Origin of the sequence: Orbus hercynius, from assembly GCF_003634275.1 — a bacterium.
GTDB classification, from domain to species: domain Bacteria; phylum Pseudomonadota; class Gammaproteobacteria; order Enterobacterales; family Orbaceae; genus Orbus; species Orbus hercynius.
On sequence record NZ_RBWY01000001.1, the window covers coordinates 1063980 to 1083341 of the forward strand.

Here is a 19362-nt window from a genome sequence, read left to right on the forward strand (position 1 = left end):
TGCCGGTGGTAGGTCACGCTTTTGCCTAGATAGCAGAATATCGAATAAAGGATCATAATTATGAATCATCAACAATACTGGCTGGGTCTTCCAAAACACCTTATCTGGGGTTTTATTGCTATCGCCATTTTTATGAGCGGTGATGGTTTTGAAATGGCTTTTCTCTCTAAATATATTACCGATCTCGGATTTTCACCGACACAATCAGCCATGGTATTTACAATTTATGGCTTTGCTGCCGCTATTGCTGCTTGGGCATCGGGCGTTGTCGCTGAAATTATTACGCCACAGCGAGCAATGACATTTGGCTTTATTTTGTGGATCGTAATGCATGCCCTGTTTATGTTGCTTGGCCTAGATCTTGAAAATTATTATTTTATGTTGGTATTCTATGGCATTCGCGGTTTAGCTTATCCACTGTTCATTTACTCATTTATGCTCTTACTAGTACAAGTTGTTCCGCGCGTTCGTTTAGCCGCAGCAACAGGTTGGTTTTGGGCTATGTATTCAGTTGGAATTGGCGTCATCGGTAGCTATCTTCCAAGTTTTAGTATTCCTTTTATTGGTGAAGCCGGTACATTATGGCTTGCGATTGTATGGGTTGGATGCGGGGGGTTAATTGCTTATTTTAGTTTACGTCATGTACCGGTCGACCGCTCTAAAGTTGACTTACCTTTAAAAGACAAGCTGACTGAATTATCTCGTGCTGTCACCATTTTGTTTACCAACCGTAATATCTTCCTTGCCTGTTTGATTCGTATCATTAACACGATTTCTCTATTCGGTTTTGCCATTATCATGCCATTACTATTCGTTGGTCAGCTAAATTTTACCATTTCGCAATGGCTACAAATTTGGGGAGTCTTCTTTTTTGTCACCATTTTTACCAATATTCTTTGGGGCATTACCGGTGAATATATTGGTTGGATACGCCAAGTCAGATGGTTTGGCTGCATGGGTATGGCAATTTCGAGCTTAATGTTTTACTACTTGCCGCTCTATTTTGGTAATAATTTCTATATCGCGTTAATTCCGGCTATTTGCTTAGGTATTTTTGTTGCGGCATTTGTGCCAATGACTGCAGTTTTCCCGGCTTTAGAACCTCATCATCAAGGCGCTGCTATTTCAATTTATAATCTTTCAGCGGGATTAAGCAACTTTGTTGCACCAGCAGTTGCATCATTGATATTGCCATTTTGGGGGATTGTTGGTGTCGTCTGGGCCTATACTGGACTCTATATGTTCGCCTTTATCCTGACTTTTATCATCAAAGTACCACAACCGGAAAGAGCCAAAGTCACGGTGGCTGAGCCTGCCATGATTTAATCATACCGCCATTATAGTGCATATTGACTGTAATGGCGTTAAAGCAAGATTGAACCACACACCGAACTATTTTTGTATAATCCGCTTACGCTCAGCTTGTGGCAAAAAGCTCCAGGCAATAAATCGGCTAATTTTTTGCCCTTGAGCCATTGGTACCACTCTAACCTCTGCAACTGGCATCTGTTGCAATTTTTGCGTAAGTATTGGCAGCGTCTCTTTTTTAGACACAAATGAAGTAAACCAAGCACATTGATGTTGATAATGCTGACTTTCCTCAATCATTTGACCAATAAATTGACTTTCGCCCCCTTCACACCACAGCTCATTATCTTGGCCACCAAAGTTGAGCTCGCCTAGGCTAGGCGATAATGACGACTTACCTAAATTATGTTGTTTTTTGTGATTGCTCAACTGTGCTTCGTGAGCAGAAGCATGAAATGGCGGATTGCACAGCGTTAAAACATAGTGCTCATTGGCTTTAATCATCGTGGTAAAAATAGCAGAAGGATGTTTTTGTAATCGGCACACTAGTGCCCCTTTTAACGAGCTATTGGCTTGCGCAATCATGGTCGCAATTTTTATTGAAGTTGGGTTAATATCACTGCCTACAAATGACCAGCCATACTTGGCATGACCAATAATGGGATAAATCGCATTCGCGCCAACGCCGATATCCAACACTCTAACACCTTTACCGCAAGGGATCTCACCTTGATTATCATCAGCCAATAAGTCAGCCAAATAGTGAATATAATCCGCTCTTCCTGGCACCGGAGGGCATAAATAGCTTGCTGGAATATCCCAATAGCTCAGCTGATAAAAATGTAATAATAGCGCTTTATTTAACGTTTTAACTGCTATAGCATCGGCAAAATCAATCGATAAATTACCATACACATTACGAGTGACAAAAGGCGATAATTCAGCACAGCTTGCTATTAGCGCAGGAAAATCATAACCATGACGATGGTCATTGCGTGGGTGTAATTGATGTTTTATTTGATCCGTTGAGTCAGTCTTCATATCACTTTAAGCATTAAAATTTGCACAGCGGGTAGTATAAACAGATTTTTTCGTTAAGCTAAACTATTTTGCTTAGTCTACGGTTAATTGGCAAACAATGTTAGCAATAAGCCGATTTTCAACATAAAAATGGCGCAATTACGCGCCATCTATCTCACTCTTATAAGTAGGGTTTATTCATAGGCCATCGGCTTATTGACGACCTGAGTTTTACGATCGCCTTGTATCGCTTTAATGTGGTTTTGATAGGCATCAACAGACTGTTTATTTGCTAATAAGCTATAAACTAAAGTGAATGTGGCACTCTGTCCTGGCGCTAATTGACGAACACGTTTTTGTTCACGCTCAATGGTAACAGGGTAAGCAAAACTGGTCCCAGGCTCAAGTCCGGTCACATAACCTTGCTTTAACGTATCGGTATTTTTCCATAACGATAACACCGGCAATTCCTGCACATTAAAGGCGATGCCGGCACCTTTATCACCTGCTTTGTTTGCTAACATAACTTGTGTTTGCCCTTGGGCATCGGCATACGGATAAATATTGAATACCATTTCATCAAACCCTTTTGTTGGCCCTAAATAGGTTTGCCAATCTTTTAAGCCTTGCTTAGCATAATCATTAAAGGGCGATATCTCTTTAACTGGCGCCACAAATTTTGCGCCCTCTTGCAAAATAGGTTGACCATAATTACTGTGATAAATAATTTGATAATCACGCGTATAATCCCCTTTATTCGTCACCACATCATGAACCGTAAACGATTGCTCGCCGGGCACATAACTTAATCCCGCCCATGTCTCTAAATGGCTATTTTTAAATGTGTTTTCTTTAATAAGGCCCTTAACCGTAATGGTATAGGGTGCTTGCTCATCAATCTCAACAATTAATTTAGAAACTGGCGTATTACCGGCACGTCCGTGTAATGTATACATCATGCCATCGGCCGCAACAGCGTGCCCTGTCCACTCAAAACCACAACGTACCATCATTTCATTAAAACCATCGAGCCAACCAATGCCGCCTCGGCTTTCTAAATTGATATTAGCCGGATTGACAACCTCATTAACCGGCGAGTCCCAGCCCAAACGGATACCGTCACCTTGCGCAGATAAAATCCCCATGCCACGCGTTGGGCTAAGATTAATTGAGAAATTATCGCTAGAAATCGTAATAACCTGACTGCCCTCTTGCTTGCCACCTTTTAACACTGTGTTTTCGACTTTAAACGACTTGCCTTTGGCCTGCACATCTTTATCGCTAATCGACCAATTACCAACATTGATACCTTGCTCATTATCGATAAGCACAAATTCTTGCGCTACACTACTAGCTGACACCATACCTAATATCACTGCAAAAGAGAGTAATTTGATTTTCATACTATTTCCTCAGGCTGTTAATTATTGTGTTTAAATGGACAACTGAATCGTTTCAGTTAATATGTCATGAAATGCCGAAAAAGTACAAATAGTAAACAATCATTCTGAGATGAAAATCACAGTTTAATGTAAAAAGGCCAACGCCTTAAATTAGCCTAATCGCGTTGAACAGATAATAAAAAAGCCCAACTAATGTTGGGCTTTTATTTAATAACCAAAGGTAAGATTCAATTACTTCGCTTTGCCCTGATTAGCAACGGCAGCGGCTTTTGCCGCGATAGCCGCTTCATCACCTAAATAGTAATGTTTAATCACTTTCATATTATCATCAAACTCATAAACTAATGGCACGCCAGTTGGAATATTGAGTTCGATAATATCGTCATCACTAATATTATCCAAATACTTCACTAAAGCACGTAGTGAGTTACCGTGTGCGGCGATAATAACGCGTTCACCTTGTTGAATACGAGGAGCAATCGCTTCTTGCCAATAAGGTAATACACGTTTAATCGTCAGCGCTAAGCTCTCAGTTAAAGGTAATTCAGCATCAGATAAATCGCTGTAACGTGCATCATGACCAGGATAACGCTCATCCGATTTTTCTAGCGCTGGTGGTGTAATGGCAAAACCACGACGCCAAAGTTTGACTTGATCATCACCATATTTTGCCGCTGTTTCTGCTTTATTGAGTCCTTGTAAAGCACCATAATGGCGTTCATTCAAGTGCCAGTTTTTTTCAACTGGTAACCAAGCTTGCTCAACACCATCTAAAACATGCCACAATGTGTGAATGGCGCGTTTTAATACAGACGAAAAAGCAAAATCAAACTGATAGCCTTTTGATTTTAATAATTTTCCTGCATCAATCGCTTCTTGATTGCCTTTTTCAGAAAGCTCAACATCCGTCCAGCCACAAAAACGATTCTCTTTGTTCCACTCGCTCTCACCGTGTCTGATTAAAACTAATTTTTTTACTGCCATGGACAACTCCTTAGTTAATCAATTTACTATTTTGTAAACACGCTCACACTTCATTTTGAAAATATTGTTATTATTGGATACGACTTAATTGTTACTATTGTTTCGGTAAATATTTTAATGGATCAACCGATTTTGCTTGATAACGAATCTCAAAATGTAACCGCACTGAACTAGTACCAGTATTACCCATGGTTGCAATTTGTTGACCTGCTTTTACATCTTGTTGCTCTTTCACTAAAATACTTTGGTTATGTGCATACGCGGTTAAATAATCATCATTATGCTTAATAATGATTAAATTGCCATAACCTGGTAAGGCATTACCAGCGTAAACTACGCGACCATCAGCCGCTGACTCAACGCGATCACCTAATGAACCGGCAATATCAATACCTTTTGAGGCGTTAGAGAATGTTTCAATCAGTTTGCCTTTAACTGGCCATTGCCAGCTAATATTAGCAACCGTTGTCGCTGGGCTAGTGCTATTTTTAACCGTCGTTGTAACTTTTGACGTTGGCTGCGTTTTACTTGACGTCGTGGTTGTGGTCGTTGTGGTCGTCGTGGCAACAGGCTTAGTTGTACCCGTTGGCGTTGTTGTTTTTTGCGTAACCACTACCGTCGTTCCGCCACTCACATCGAGGACTTGTCCAACACTAAGCTCATAAGGCGCTTTGACATTATTTTTAGCGGCTAATGAACGAAAATCATTACCCGTTATCCACGCAATATAGAACAACGTATCGCCACGTTGTACCGTATAAGTATCGCCTTGATAACCGCCTTTAGGAATTTCATCATATTTACGGTTATATACCATACGTTCTTGCGTCGTCGTAACCACATTGCTGCCCTCTTTAACGGTTGACGAGGAATAAGCATTAGCGGTATTGGGGTTGGCAGTATTGGCACTGGTAATATTTGAACGGCTGATATTCGTTGGTGGGGGCGTATAGGTCATATCAGAATTAGAGACACTATTATCGACACTTGTCCGACTACTTGAAGACGGAGAATTAGAGAGATCTTTAATTTGTGCTGGATTGTTTTGCGTACAGGCCGCAATCGCCAAAGCAAGCACACTTACACAGACCACTTTAGCCAGTTGACCCTTTATTATTGGATTATTTCGCGCTATCAAGGTAAGACTCCTAAACTTGTTTTTATTAATTAATCAATCTATTAGGTATAATACTCATCAACCCAAAAAAGTTGACTTTAGTTAAAATTATTATACACAAGTTCTATAAAAAAACATGATAATCCATGTTAATAATAATAACGATGAACATTTAATGAAAATAAATGTCATTATTATATACAATAATTGCTCGGAACAATCTGTTTTTTGTGCTAACTTAATGCCCAAATTGACCATATCACGATATCTTATGACACCTGCTATCAACATCGAACCTTCTTGTTTATATATAGTTGCTACCCCAATTGGCAATTTAGGCGATATTACATTACGCGCCATTGAAGTATTAAAGCACGTTGATCTCGTTGCCGCAGAGGATACCAGACATAGTGGTCTGCTTTTGCAACACCTTGACATACAAGCTAAACTCTATCCATTACATGATCACAATGAGCAGCAAAAAGCCGCACTGTTGATTGAAAAACTCAAATCAGGATTATCAATCGCACTTATCTCCGACGCCGGCACACCCTTAATCAATGATCCGGGTTATCACTTGGTTAAGGCGTGCCATCAAGCACAAATTCGCATCATCCCGATTCCCGGCGCCTGTGCGGCAATTACCGCACTATGTGTATCAGGCCTGCCGACTGATCGTTTTTGCTATGAGGGATTTTTACCGGCTAAAAGTAAAGCCAGAATTGATTACTTAACTCAATTAATTCAAGAACCCAGAACATTAGTCTTTTATGAGTCAACGCACCGTATCATCGATAGTTTACAAGATATTGCACAGGTGTTTGGCGAAAATAAACTCGTGGTACTGGCTAAAGAGCTGACAAAATCATGGGAAACCATTATCCGCTTACCCGTTAATCAACTATTAAGCTGGCTCACTGATGATGAAAACCGCCAAAAAGGTGAGTTTGTGTTAATGCTCGAAGGCTACCAAAAAGATCCCAACGATGAACTTGATCCAACGGCGATAAAATTACTACAACGTTTACAGCAAGAGTTACCGCTGAAAAAAGCCGCTGCCATTGTTGCCGAGGTTTATGGACTGAAAAAAAATCAACTTTATCAACTGGGATTAGAGGCAAAATCATAATACCCAAAGCCGTACACTATTTATCAGTCATGGTGTGCGCTTTGGCAAAGCTATGCCGTAGAACATAATTTAAACTGCGCCAATCTTGCCGGCTAAAACTATCATCCATTAAAAAAAGCACTCGGCGACAAGCATTGCGCTTTGATATAAGGTGAATAATGATAGCATAACGAAAATAGAGTGTATGTTTAATAATTTGCCACCGTTGGCGAGACCAATACAATTCATCACTATCGAAAAAAATCGCAATTTCACCCCGTATGGTTTTAAAATAGCAGCACGCTTTCCACCACTCCAATACCAATAAAATCACACTTATCGCAATCAGACTATCGAATATCGTCTCATATAACATGACAATGATCAGAGTGATAAAAGTAAGATAAAATAGCGTTGCTAACAGCCATTGTTTGGTGGAATCTACCACTTGAGTTCGCCACATGATCCGTTCCTTAGAGGATTGATATAGATGACAAGCACAATAAGTTATCGCTAGAATTTAGCATACGGATTTAATCACAAATGGGATCCTTATCCCATTATTTCGCTAGAATTACTGCGTTAAAAAAACTTGTGGAATACAGTGCTTAGGGTGCACTTGCACACACAAATCTGCTTTATACCATTTTGCCAGTGTTGCTGAAGTTAAGATCTCACTCGGCTTGCCTTGCGCCACTAATTTACCCTGGTCAATGAGGAAAATACGATCGGCATATAATGCCGCTAAGTTGAGGTCATGTAGAACGCAGCAAACGCTGTAGCTATCGGTCATTGTCAGTTTTTTTAATAAGCGTAACATTTGCTGTTGATGATACAAATCCAGTGCCGATGTTGGCTCATCTAAAAAGAGCATTTTAGGCTGTTCATCGGGTGTCCATAACTGTGCCAATACTCTCGCTAACTGTACGCGCTGCTGTTCACCACCGGATAACTTTTGGTAATTTTTCGGGCAAAGTTCTTGGCAATGCGTTTTTTCGATCACCTCATCAAGCGCTTGCTGAAAATGTTTTTTACCATAGGGCGAACGTCCCATGGCAATCACTTCTTGGACCGAAAAAGGAAAAGAGAGTGCACCATGTTGTCGCATCACGGTTCTCACCTGTGATAACTGTTTACTGCACCAATGCTGCAAAGGTTTACCCAATAAACAGCATTCTCCGGCAGTCGGTGCTAAAAAGCCGGTCAACATACGTAATAAGGTGGATTTCCCGGCGCCATTGGTGCCAATAATTACCACCAGTTCACCGACATTAATTTCAAGGGAGAGGTTATCAATAATCGCTCGTTCTGCGACTTGATAACCGAGTTGCTGCGCAGTTAACATCATATCAATGGCCCTCTTCTTAAAATTAACCACAGAAAATACGGTCCGCCAATTAAGCTGGTTAATAGGCCAACTGGTATTTCATTAGGCGCGACGGCAATGCGCGCAATGGTGTCAGCTAATAGCAATAAACTGCCGCCACCTAACACGGTAGCGGGAATTAATAAACGATGATCAGCGCCGAGTTGCAGCCTTAACATATGTGGCACAGCCAAACCAACAAACGCAATAATGCCGCTGACCGATACCGCCGTACCAATCAATAATGCACTTAACAATAACAAGCTTCGCTTGGTCTTTTGCACATTGACCCCTAGATAATGGGCATCTTCATCACCTAATTGCAAGATATTGAGTGAACGGCTCATCAGCATAATCACTATCGTTGTTGGGATAATAAAAACAGCCGAAATAATTACCGACTGCCATTGTCCTTTCCCCAAATGCCCCATCGTCCATAATGATAGTTGACGCAGCTCTTGATCATCAGCCACATAGCTAATTAGACCAATTAATGAGGCAGCTAAGGCATTAATGGCAATACCGGCAAGCAATAACTTGGTAATCGAACTGTTTTTGCTATGGCTTAATAGATAAATAATGCAACACACCACCAGCCCACCAATAAAAGCGGCAATAATTTGCCCATATAGCTTAAAAAACCCGGGTAGATTAAAGGGTAAAATAATAAGTAATCCAACAAACAGCGCAGCGCCACTACTAATACCCAGCAAACCGGCATCAGCAAGTGGATTACGAAACACCCCTTGCATCACCACCCCAGAGGTAGCCAGTGCGATGCCAACTAGCACGGCTAACAATACCCTTGGTAAGCGAATATTGAGCCAAATATCCCAAAGTGGATCAGTCAAAGGCCTATCGAATAAATCGCGAAAAGACAACGATAATGCGCCCATATTCACCGAGCTAATCATTATCACGATAAGAATAAGACCTAATCCATAAAGCGAGTATTGTTTCATGTTAATATCAATTTCATGCGTTAAAAATCTAACGAGCCTTATAATTAGCTTCGTTCAACAACTAAATCAGGATCAATCACCGAGTATATATTGTTGCCTAACTGCGGTTGTTGTATTTTATCTAAAATCACTAACGCTAAATCATGACGTCTAATATAACCATGAACTTCGGTATTGGTATCGCAACGGGCATTGTGAGTTGCTTCGCCATTTGTTAAGCCGCCTGGTCTTAAAATGCAATAATCCAACAAGCTAGTTTGTAACCAAGCTTCAGCAAGCGTTTTTTCACGAACAGCATAACCAAAAGCGGCTTTTGCCCGTTCACTCAGCGTTGACCAACTGTCACCACAACCCAGTGATGTGATCAGTACCATGTGATTAATCTGGTGCTTTTCTGCTTGGTTGATAATGTGCATCTGCGGCTGATAATTGGCTTGATTCCCCCCCAAGGTTGACACAATCGTACAGTCTTTACCAGCCAATAAGCAGGCCTTCTCAATAATATCAATATCATTGGCATCGCCTAAAATGGGCTCTACACCTAACTCGAGTAAGGCATCATAATGAGCTTGCTGGCGAACAACTGCAACGCATCGATAACCTTGCTTGCGAGCGTGCTTGACAACTTGCTCACCAGTGCCGCGACTAGCACCAAAAATTAATAATGATTTCATCTGTCATGCCTATTTGATTTGTGAAAGTTGACGGAAAGCACTGAGCTGCTCAGCTTGCAAATTACGCTGCTCATCACGACCAACAAAAATTTTGAACATCGCTTGTCCTGCATCATTTAAAAAGAGGATTGATGCGGTATCAACGCCCATAAATTTTCTTTCAATAAAGGCGATATGCTGGCAGCGTTGGGCACTAATGTGACCACTAAAACCTTGTTTACCTTGCAAATTATAATAACCATGACCGTGCTTACCGCTTGGCAAATTGCCGTAGAACTCAAAAATAATATCAGGCGTGTTAACTAAAATCGTCACATTCCCCCACTGCTCGACAGCTTGGCATACCTGATCAAAATGTTGGCCCGCTAATAGGCGGCAATGTGGTAATGCTTGAATCACGGTTAATAATGACACTTGGTACTCCGCCGCGATTTTTTCTAATGCGCCATCTGGATTGGTTGCCATCAATTCGGTTAATGTTAATTTACTCATTACTACTATCCCCTAAATAATTTTTCTTACAAAATGAATACTATGCAAGGCTATTGCGCAGCATGACTGTGTTTTGCCCTTGCAAGCCCTGCTGCTGAATCCGCCTTCATCATCACGGCGTGAGGGTGCTTAGTTGCGATCTGAGCTAATTGCGGTTCATTAATTTGCAACAATAATTTTTGTAGTGCACTTAATAAATTGCTCGCCCAAAATCGCCCTTGTGTTGTTAATCTAAAGCAGAGTTTATCTTCACATATCAGCCCCGCTTGATACCATTGGTTAATGAGTGGCGCTAATAATTCTGGCTGCGACGTTATCGCGTTGAGATCAACGCAGCCACATTCAATGCCACCTTGTAGCAAATGTAGCCATTTCAATTGTTTATTACCTTGTAATAACATCGCTAAGGGCTTTTTACCTTGGTCAAGATTAGCGTAATAATGATCTAAATTACGCTGCACCATAAATGATTTATCCTGTAATTTTCCCCCGGCACAAGAACCAAATGCTAAATAATCGGCTCCTTGTTTGATGAGAATATTGTACAAGTTACGTTCGCGGGTCGTTTTACCCCAATGGCTATTAGAGAGCTGGTGCCAACCATAATCAGTAAGCGTATCAACGCCCATTTGATAAAACTGATAATTATCAGTAACCGTCGGTAATGTAACGCGGTTATTTTCAACGCTTTTAAATAATGGCGTTGTCGGTAACAAGTTCAGCGCATAAAGATCCACGCCGTCGAGTGGTAAATCGCGCACAATCGCTAAATCTTCCTGCCAGGTCGCAACTGTTTGCTCAGGTAAGCCAAAAATTAAATCACACACTACCGTTGCTTTATCTCTCAACCCTAATTTTTCAATAAAATTAATGGTTTGTTGCTTATCTGAGGTTCTGGCAAGTCGTTTCCTAATCGCAGTATCAAAAGTCTGTACGCCGATAGAAAAACGATTCGCGCCAGCTTCAAGGCAAGCGTCAATCTTTTCATCGGTAAAATTAAGCACACGGCCTTCAATGGTAATTTCACAATCGGGGGTTAATGGGTAATGTTTACGTAGCGTCGTAATAATTCGGTGCAGCTGATCAGCAGTCAAAGCACTAGGAGTACCACCACCAAAATAGACCGCATGAATCGGAGCTGATTGATATAAAACGGAATCAGCATTAAGTAAAATATCCTGCAATAAATACTGGGTATAGCGCTCGGTATCATGTTTATGTAGTGGGTTTTGATAAAAACCACAAAACGAGCAGTGGGTCGCACAAAATGGGATATGCACGTACAGCAAACGCTTGTTTTTGGTAATGGCATGTTGGTGTAGTTGCTGCCATGTATCGTTAATTTTATCCGCGCCAACTGGCATCGCGCCACGAAATGGCATCACCGCCCAACGCTCGGTAAAAGGCGTACCATCAAGCTTTGCATAAAATGATTCAAGCTCTAATTTCATCGTATTCTCCAAGTTTCCTAAATATATTAAACGATAATCATTATCATTTGGCAATATAAAATTTAATTTCCTTTTATACTTGATTTACTCCGCTCTTACAATATAATTGATAACAATTCTCATTTGCATTAAGTTAAGGTTAATTATGAAACTGTTCCGTCAAGCTTGTGTTTCCTGTTTTATGCCATTACTTGCCGCTATACCCATCACTGAAGTATCTGCTCAAGAAACCGTCAATAGTAAAGCGAAAAATAAAGTCGCCTCCGCCCTCGATACGATTATTGTCACCTCAGAGCGCAGTGAAAAATCAATCTGGGAGAGCCCAATGCCGGTTGCCGTTGTCAACTCGGATGAAATTAAAAAGCAAAATGGTGATTCCATTATTGAAACACTGCGGGATATTCCTGGTGTTGAGATTAGTGATAATTCATTAGCCGGGCGCAAACAAATTATGATTCGTGGTGAGGAGCCGTCTCGTGTTTTAATCTTGGTTGATGGCCAAGAACTTACCTATCATCGCTCTGGCCATGGTTCAAGTGCCGGAGTATTAATCGATATGGAGTCGGTTGAAAGAATTGAAGTCGTAAAAGGACCTAACTCAGTACTGTATGGCTCACAAGCCATCGGCGGCGTTGTTAATTTTATCACGCGCAAAGGATCTGAAGATCAAAAAAAATTCAATGCACATTTTAAATCCATTTATAACGGTGCAACCGATGGTTTTACCGAGCAAGGCTCGATTTATGGCACCGTTGATAATTTTGACTATCGACTCAGTGGTACTTATTCAGACCAAGGCGATCGTAAAACGAAAGAAGGACGACTTAAAAACACTGATTTTGACAATAACAGTGCCAGTGCCTGGTTAGGCTATCGCCTTGATCAACATAAGTTTGGCATGTCACTTGAGCATTATAAAGTCGATACTAGCACTTACTATAACTTAGCTTCCGGCTCACCTGAAATTAAAGAGTTCTCGCTCAAAATTCCTAAGCTGGCACGCGATAAAATTGGGTTATTTTATGACTACGATGTCGATAGTAATCTGATTGATAAAATTCATGTTGATGGTTATTATCAACGTTTGGAACGTCAGTTTCGCAATAATATTTTAATTGTGCCGATTGCGACCATGAAAATTGGCACCAATACCCATACCGATGATACGCAAAATAGTGTTGGCTTAACCAGTCAAATCAACTGGAAGCTACATCCCGATATCAATCTCATCACTGGCGCGCAATATCAGCGAGATGATGTTAAACAAACCTCACTAACCCAAAATACCATTAACACTCCGATTCCAAGTCGGGATTATGTCGAACGATCCTTACAAAATAATAAGTGGCAACAATCGACTATTGCCGTATTTGCTCAAAACGATTGGTCACTCACCAAAGACATCAACTGGAATATCGGCATAAGACAATACTGGATTGAATCTGAACTGAAAAAAGGCCATAGCACACAAACCAAAACCCCAGTGTCTGGTTCGCAAACCTCAACCACGACCGTTGACTCGCCACGAACCGATCATCATCATAATTTTGTCGTTGCCACCGGCATGACCTATCAAGGTATTGAAAATACGTTATTAAGAGCATCATTTGCGCAAGGTTATGTTTACCCAACTTTAGCTCATCTTTATGGTATCACCGCCGCCCACTCGCAAGTGCTATACGGGAATCCCGATCTTAAACCTGAAAAATCAAACAACTATGAAATAGGACTACGTTTTAATAATAATCGTTGGTTGATCGACTCGGCAATTTACTATTCAGATGCGAAAAACTATATCACGGATCAATACTGTAATGGTTCGGCGATCTGTAATGGCGCAGTGGGTTCAACGAACCAATATTATATTAATGCGGATAAAGCCAGAACCTATGGTGTAGAATTATCCATCGAGTATCTTGACTGGGATTTCGTGCCTTATCTGACGGCCAACTATATACGCCGCCAACTGCATACCTCAAGTTATCAAACATTCGACAGTGGTAGTCCTGCTTTATCAAGTACGTTTGGGGTAAAAAATAGTACGATTTGGGATGCTATTAACACCGATTTTGATAGTAATCTATTTATTCGCGCAGCAACTGATACCGCTAAACGCAGTGGCGATGACACCTATCATTACTCGGGCTGGGCAACGCTTAATTTCTCGCTGACGGCATCATTTGGTCGTGAAAGACAGTATCAAATCGGTATCGATTTAAATAACTTGCTTAACAAAAATTATACCACGGCAAGGGAAACTATTCCGGCAGCAAAATTTAATACGGTTATTAGCGCGAGTTTGCTATTTTAGAGGATATGCAATTATGATCTATCATTTAAGACAATTTATTATCATCACATTAACGATGTTTGCACCGCTGAGTTATTCACAAGAACGTATTATTATCGCTGGCGGTTCAATTACCGAAATTATTTATCTGCTGCAAGCACAAGATGAGTTAGTTGGCGTCGATATGACCAGTACCTATCCGCCAGAAGTCAAATCATTGCCACAAATTGGTTATTGGAAACAGCTCAGTATTGAAGGGATTTTATCGCTCAAGCCAACGTTATTTATTACCTGGCAAGATTCGGGCCCATCACCAATTTTTGCTCAGTTAGCCACAGCTGACGTGGATATTTTATCGCTACAACGCGTGCCAAATGATCTCACGTTGCTATTTAGCAATATCGAAAAAATTGGCGATAGGTTGCATAAAAGTGAGCAGGCAAAACAACTCATTAGCGCCATTGCGAGTGATGTCGCTATAGTTGAAGATAAAATTGTGCAAGAAGATCATGCACCAAATGTTTTATTTTTATTAAGTATGTCGGGCGTGACTCAAGTAGCAGGGAAAAATACCGTTGCCGATAGCCTAATCACACTTGCTGGTGGTAATAATATTGCCACACATAACAACTATAAAAACTACAGTAGCGAAGCCTTAATTGTTGCCAATCCTGATGTGATTGTCGTGACATCACAATCGATCGATGCGATTGGTGGTATCGAAAATCTGGCACAATTTGCTGGTGTTAACCACACCAATGCCTGGAAAAATAAACGCATCGTCTTAATTGATCAAGCGCTGATTTTAGGCATGGGTCCGAGAGTGGGCCAGGCAGTAAATACTTTATACGCAGGATTTTACCCTTAGTTTCGCTTATTGGGTTAATCGTCTACTGTTGTTAGACCATTAACCTATTTTTTATCATCGCTAAGAGTTGTGATTGTGTTTTATGATAGAGAGCGATTATACTTATAAGATACTATTGCAGAAAATGATCAATAAGGCGACTTATCATGTTGTATACATCAAACTCACTGCCACTTAGCAAAATTCAATTAGATGATTGGCAACTTATCAAAGTTTCTGGTGCTGATAATCATAAATTCTTCCAGGGTCAAGTCACCAATAATCTTGATCTGTTAAACGATACACATTTTTTATTTACTGCGCAGTGTGATCCTAAAGGGAAAGTGTGGAGTAATATGCTGCTGTTTAAACGTGGCGATGATATTTACTATATTGAACGCAAAAGTGTTGTCGAGGCTCAACTAAAAGAGCTAAAAAAATACGCTATTTTCTCAAAAGTTAGCTTTGCAATCGAAACAGATTTAACCATGATTGGCATTGCAGGTCAAACTGTGCAAACGGTCTTATCATCGATTGAATCATGCTTTGGTGATGAACAAAACTGCCTAACCCAAGGCAATATTACCTACTTAAAAATCGATTTTCCAACCACACGCTATATCATCATCGGTCAGCCAAATGAACTTGCAGCGCTCCCTTTCGCGACCGAGCAATCAGTCACGAGTCAACAGTGGTCGTTATTAGATCTTGAAGCTAATTACCCCATTATTGATTTGCCGGTCAGTAACCAATACTTACCACAAGCCTTTAACTTGCAAAATTTTAACGCGATCAGCTTCGATAAAGGCTGCTATTGTGGGCAAGAGATGGTCGCCCGTGCCCAGTTTCGTGGTATGAATAAACGCGCATTATACCTGTTAACTGGCCATAGCGATTCATTGCCACAAATTGGTGATACGTTATTACAGCAAATTGATGACAATTGGCGCGAAACAGGCTGCGTGCTCGCTACGCTACAATTAGATGACCACACGATCTGGGTTCAAGCCGTGTTAAATAATGACCTAGATGCAAATACCGTATTTAGTCTAAAAACAGATTCTGATAGTCGGCTACGTATTAAATAACGCACGCAGCATTACTGGCTCTAACTCATGCAATTTTTATCATAAAGACCTTATCTACTTTGATAAGGCCTTTATACAGTACCTTGTTTATTTTCAAATCATCAACGGATTTAAAACAATCGTTTAATTTTAATATGCTAAAGCTGATTGGTTAACCCTACCGTGCAATCACATTAACTGCTAATCAATCAGCCGATGTTTACCTGAATAAACGACGCCTTTTTCGCCACGAAAAAAGCCGACCAGCGTCAAATTGCACTGCTCTGCCATCTCGACAGCCATTGAGGTTGCAGCCGATACCGCGAATAAAATTTCAACGCCACAATTGGCAACTTTTTGCACCATTTCATAACTCGCTCGGCTGGAAACTAAAATGATACCTTGCTGATCGTGCTGTTTAGCACGATAGCCTAGCAGCTTATCTAACGCAACATGACGACCGATATCTTCAAAGCCAGCAATAAATTGCCCCTGAGTACTCAGCCACACCGCCGCATGCGTGCAACCAGTTTGTTCACCAACCACTTGTACTCGTTTTAAATTGTTGGGAGCATCGACAAAATGCTGCAACATAATTTGGGTGGTAGTTGGCAAATTTGCTGATAATTTACAGACTTGATCAATTTGCTCGGTACCACAGATACCACATCCCGTTCTACCGGTTAAATTACGCCGTTGCGCTTTAAGCTGCATAAAGCGACGTGAGGATAATTCGATATGTACTTCAATGCCTTTTGGCGTTTCTTCAATATCAATACCATAAATTTCATTTGGATTATCAATAATTCGCTCTGTTAGCGAAAATCCTAACGCAAAGTGTGCTAAATCTTTGGGCGTGGCCATCATGACCACATGAGAAATACCGTTATAAATCAGTGCTACTGGTTTTTCTATCGCAATCATATCGAGTTGTGTGGGTTTGAAGATGTGATCATTAAATTTATTGACGTTAACTGTTTGCGTTGTCAGAACCATGCTATTACCTTTAGCTTACTCAATTTTGCCGATATTTGTATATGTAATCATACGACTTTATTGTAAAATAGGAAAATAAATAAAGAAACAGAATCTATTTGAGCGAAGTAATTTATGTCGATACATGAAATCACACAAACGATAATGACGTTCATCGAGCATAATCAGGTATGGTCCATACCGGTTATTTTTCTGTTAGCTTTTGGTGAATCGCTAGCGATTATCTCACTTTTACTGCCAGCAACCGCAATTTTACTCGCATCTGGTGCGTTAATCGGCGCCGATCTCATTCCATTCATGCCGACATTTTTAGCGGCTTCAGCCGGCGCAATTATGGGAGACTGGGTATCATTTTGGCTCGGTAAACATTATCATCAGCAAATTATTCATGCTTGGCCATTGAATAAACATCCAAAAACCGTTTACCGAGCGGAGCAGTTTTTTCATCGTTATGGTTTAACCGGTGTGTTTATCGGTCGCTTTTTTGGCCCGCTTCGAGCGGTCGTGCCACTTATCGCCGGTGCCATGCATATGCCATGGTTTAAATTTAATATTGCCAATGTGAGCTCAGCGCCAGTATGGGCATTTGTGATGCTAGCGCCGGGCGCCTTTGGTGTACAGTGGTTAGAAGCCCTATTTGGTTAATCACCATCATATTAAATAGCAGACATAAAAAAGGCGGTAAAAAAACCGCCTTTATCATCAATCATTGGGACTAATATCGACTAGCCTTCAATTCCCATCCAATCAGTATGGAACACACCGTCTTTGTCAGTGCGTTTATAAGTATGAGCACCAAAATAATCACGCTGAGCTTGAATCAAGTTAGCAGGTAACACAGCACTCCGATAGCTATCATAATAAGCGATTGCTGCCGATAACGTTGGCACAGGAATACCATTTTGCACAGCAAGTGACACAACGTCTCTTAATGATTGTTGATAGTCTTCAACTGTCTGTTTAAAGTATGGCGTTAAGAGTAGGTTCGCCACATCATGATTGCCAGCATACGCGTCAGTGATTTTTTGTAAAAATTGCGCGCGAATTATACAACCAGCACGGAAGATTTTAGCAATCTCACCATAATTGAGATTCCATTGATAATGCTCTGAGGCCGCTTTTAATTGCGCAAAACCTTGTGCATAAGAGATAATTTTACCTAAGTAAAGTGCTTTACGAATTTTCTCAATCAGGGCGTCTTTATCACCTTGAACAGTGATTTTTGGACCACTGAGTACTTTAGATGCAGCAACACGTTGATCTTTAATTGCAGATAAATAACGCGCAAATACGGACTCGGTAATCAATGATAATGGCTCACCTAAATCTAAAGCACTTTGGCTAGTCCATTTACCTGTTCCTTTATTACCCGCGGCATCTAAAATAACATCAACTAAATGCTGACCCGATGGCTCTTTATAGTTAAAAATATCGGCCGTGATTTCGATCAAATAGCTATTAAGCTCACCTTGGTTCCACTGGGTAAAAACATGGGCCAATTCATCATTAGATAAGCCAGCAGCGTGTTTTAATAGTGAATAACTTTCGGCAATCAATTGCATATCACCATACTCAATACCATTATGTGCCATTTTTACATAGTGACCTGCGCCATTTGGCCCAATATAGGCAACGCAAGGTTCGCCGTTAGCTTTTGCAGCAATTTTTTCAAGAATTGGCGCAACAAGTTGGTAAGCTTCTTTTTGACCACCAGGCATGATTGAAGGCCCTTTAAGCGCACCTTCTTCACCACCTGAAACACCGGTGCCAATAAAATTAAAGCCTGCATCAGATAGCGCTTGATTACGACGAATGGTATCTTCAAAGTAAGCATTTCCACCATCAATAATAATATCGCCTTTATCTAGCAGCGGTTTTAGCTCATCAATAACCGCATCAGTGCCTTTACCAGCCTGAACCATAATCAGAACGCGACGAGGTTTTTCCAGTGAATTGACGAAATCTGGTAAAGAATAATAAGGAACAAGATTCTTATCTGAATGCTCAGCCATCACTTCATCCGTCTTGTCTTTAGAGCGGTTATAAATAGAAACAGAATAACCACGACTTTCAATATTTAATGCTAGATTACGGCCCATAACCGCCATGCCGATAACACCAATTTCTTGTTGAGACATTTTAAACCTCTTTTGTTCGCTCAGTATCGCGTATTCCCAAGATACTTAGGTATGATAAAACACTTAAGCCAATACCGTGATAAGACCATGATAATAAAGTCATCAGAGTATAAAGAATGCGCACATAGTTGATTAATTT

18 protein-coding genes are annotated in these 19362 nt (G+C 40.7%); 6 read left to right on the forward strand and 12 right to left on the reverse strand.

Annotation, left to right across the window (positions count from 1 at the left end; translation table 11 throughout):
- Positions 1-60 precede the first annotated feature (60 nt).
- Positions 61-1326 carry an MFS transporter gene (locus tag DES39_RS04855; protein WP_121144610.1) on the forward strand — a complete coding sequence of 422 codons (1266 nt, stop codon included), beginning with the start codon at positions 61-63 and terminating at the stop codon, positions 1324-1326.
- A 66-nt stretch (positions 1327-1392) separates the two neighbouring features.
- On the opposite strand, the gene rlmF is transcribed toward DES39_RS04855, so the two are convergent.
- From rlmF to DES39_RS04875, 4 genes are all read right to left on the reverse strand, one after another.
- Positions 1393-2349, reverse strand: coding sequence for a 23S rRNA (adenine(1618)-N(6))-methyltransferase RlmF (gene rlmF / locus DES39_RS04860; RefSeq protein ID WP_121144611.1), 957 nt, complete (start codon positions 2347-2349; stop codon positions 1393-1395).
- A 173-nt stretch (positions 2350-2522) separates the two neighbouring features.
- Positions 2523-3731, reverse strand: a complete 1209-nt coding sequence (locus DES39_RS04865) for an aldose 1-epimerase family protein (protein ID WP_121144612.1) — start codon at positions 3729-3731, stop codon at positions 2523-2525.
- 231 nt (positions 3732-3962) lie between these two features.
- Positions 3963-4715, reverse strand: a complete 753-nt coding sequence (gpmA, locus tag DES39_RS04870) for a 2,3-diphosphoglycerate-dependent phosphoglycerate mutase (protein ID WP_121144613.1) — start codon at positions 4713-4715, stop codon at positions 3963-3965.
- Positions 4716-4809: 94 nt separating this feature from the next.
- Entirely contained in the window at positions 4810-5817 is a 1008-nt protein-coding gene (locus DES39_RS04875; protein WP_425463984.1) for a peptidoglycan DD-metalloendopeptidase family protein, read from the reverse strand.
- Between the two features lie 286 nt (positions 5818-6103).
- Between DES39_RS04875 and rsmI the strand changes: the two genes are divergently transcribed.
- Positions 6104-6961 carry a 16S rRNA (cytidine(1402)-2'-O)-methyltransferase gene (rsmI, locus tag DES39_RS04880; protein ID WP_121144795.1) on the forward strand — a complete coding sequence of 286 codons (858 nt, stop codon included), beginning with the start codon at positions 6104-6106 and terminating at the stop codon, positions 6959-6961.
- A 16-nt stretch (positions 6962-6977) separates the two neighbouring features.
- On the opposite strand, the gene DES39_RS04885 is transcribed toward rsmI, so the two are convergent.
- From DES39_RS04885 to hutW, 6 genes are all read right to left on the reverse strand, one after another.
- Positions 6978-7403 (reverse strand): protein YgfX, encoded by a 426-nt coding sequence (locus DES39_RS04885; protein WP_121144614.1) that lies wholly within the window; start codon positions 7401-7403, stop codon positions 6978-6980.
- Positions 7404-7514: 111 nt separating this feature from the next.
- Positions 7515-8288, reverse strand: coding sequence for a heme ABC transporter ATP-binding protein (locus DES39_RS04890; protein WP_121144615.1), 774 nt, complete (start codon positions 8286-8288; stop codon positions 7515-7517).
- The gene (locus tag DES39_RS04895; protein ID WP_121144616.1) at positions 8285-9268 is read right to left on the reverse strand and encodes a FecCD family ABC transporter permease; all 984 of its coding nucleotides are present in this window, start codon (positions 9266-9268) and stop codon (positions 8285-8287) included. Before DES39_RS04895 ends, DES39_RS04890 begins: the two co-directional genes overlap by 4 nt.
- Positions 9269-9312: 44 nt before the next feature.
- Complete coding sequence (locus tag DES39_RS04900; protein WP_121144617.1) at positions 9313-9942, reverse strand: NAD(P)H-binding protein; 630 nt, start codon at positions 9940-9942, stop codon at positions 9313-9315.
- A gap of 9 nt (positions 9943-9951) precedes the next feature.
- Positions 9952-10434 (reverse strand): heme utilization cystosolic carrier protein HutX, encoded by a 483-nt coding sequence (gene hutX, locus DES39_RS04905; protein ID WP_121144618.1) that lies wholly within the window; start codon positions 10432-10434, stop codon positions 9952-9954.
- Between the two features lie 50 nt (positions 10435-10484).
- Positions 10485-11885: a heme anaerobic degradation radical SAM methyltransferase ChuW/HutW gene (gene hutW / locus DES39_RS04910; RefSeq protein ID WP_121144619.1), complete on the reverse strand. Its 1401-nt coding sequence runs from the start codon at positions 11883-11885 to the stop codon at positions 10485-10487.
- Between the two features lie 145 nt (positions 11886-12030).
- Here hutW and DES39_RS04915 point away from each other — a divergent pair, with 145 nt between their 5' ends.
- From DES39_RS04915 to ygfZ, 3 genes are all read left to right on the forward strand, one after another.
- On the forward strand, positions 12031-14196 hold the full coding sequence (locus tag DES39_RS04915) for a TonB-dependent receptor plug domain-containing protein (RefSeq protein ID WP_121144620.1): 2166 nt from the start codon (positions 12031-12033) through the stop codon (positions 14194-14196).
- Between the two features lie 13 nt (positions 14197-14209).
- Complete coding sequence (locus DES39_RS04920; RefSeq protein WP_211324619.1) at positions 14210-15043, forward strand: heme/hemin ABC transporter substrate-binding protein; 834 nt, start codon at positions 14210-14212, stop codon at positions 15041-15043.
- Between the two features lie 146 nt (positions 15044-15189).
- Positions 15190-16110, forward strand: a complete 921-nt coding sequence (gene ygfZ, locus DES39_RS04925) for a tRNA-modifying protein YgfZ (protein WP_121144621.1) — start codon at positions 15190-15192, stop codon at positions 16108-16110.
- A gap of 180 nt (positions 16111-16290) precedes the next feature.
- On the opposite strand, the gene fdhD is transcribed toward ygfZ, so the two are convergent.
- Positions 16291-17085, reverse strand: a complete 795-nt coding sequence (gene fdhD, locus DES39_RS04930; RefSeq protein ID WP_121144622.1) for a formate dehydrogenase accessory sulfurtransferase FdhD — start codon at positions 17083-17085, stop codon at positions 16291-16293.
- Between the two features lie 114 nt (positions 17086-17199).
- Between fdhD and DES39_RS04935 the strand changes: the two genes are divergently transcribed.
- Positions 17200-17730, forward strand: coding sequence for a DedA family protein (locus DES39_RS04935; RefSeq protein ID WP_121144623.1), 531 nt, complete (start codon positions 17200-17202; stop codon positions 17728-17730).
- An 80-nt stretch (positions 17731-17810) separates the two neighbouring features.
- On the opposite strand, the gene gndA is transcribed toward DES39_RS04935, so the two are convergent.
- Positions 17811-19223 (reverse strand): NADP-dependent phosphogluconate dehydrogenase, encoded by a 1413-nt coding sequence (gene gndA / locus DES39_RS04940; protein ID WP_121144624.1) that lies wholly within the window; start codon positions 19221-19223, stop codon positions 17811-17813.
- Between the last annotated feature and the right edge of the window lie 139 nt (positions 19224-19362).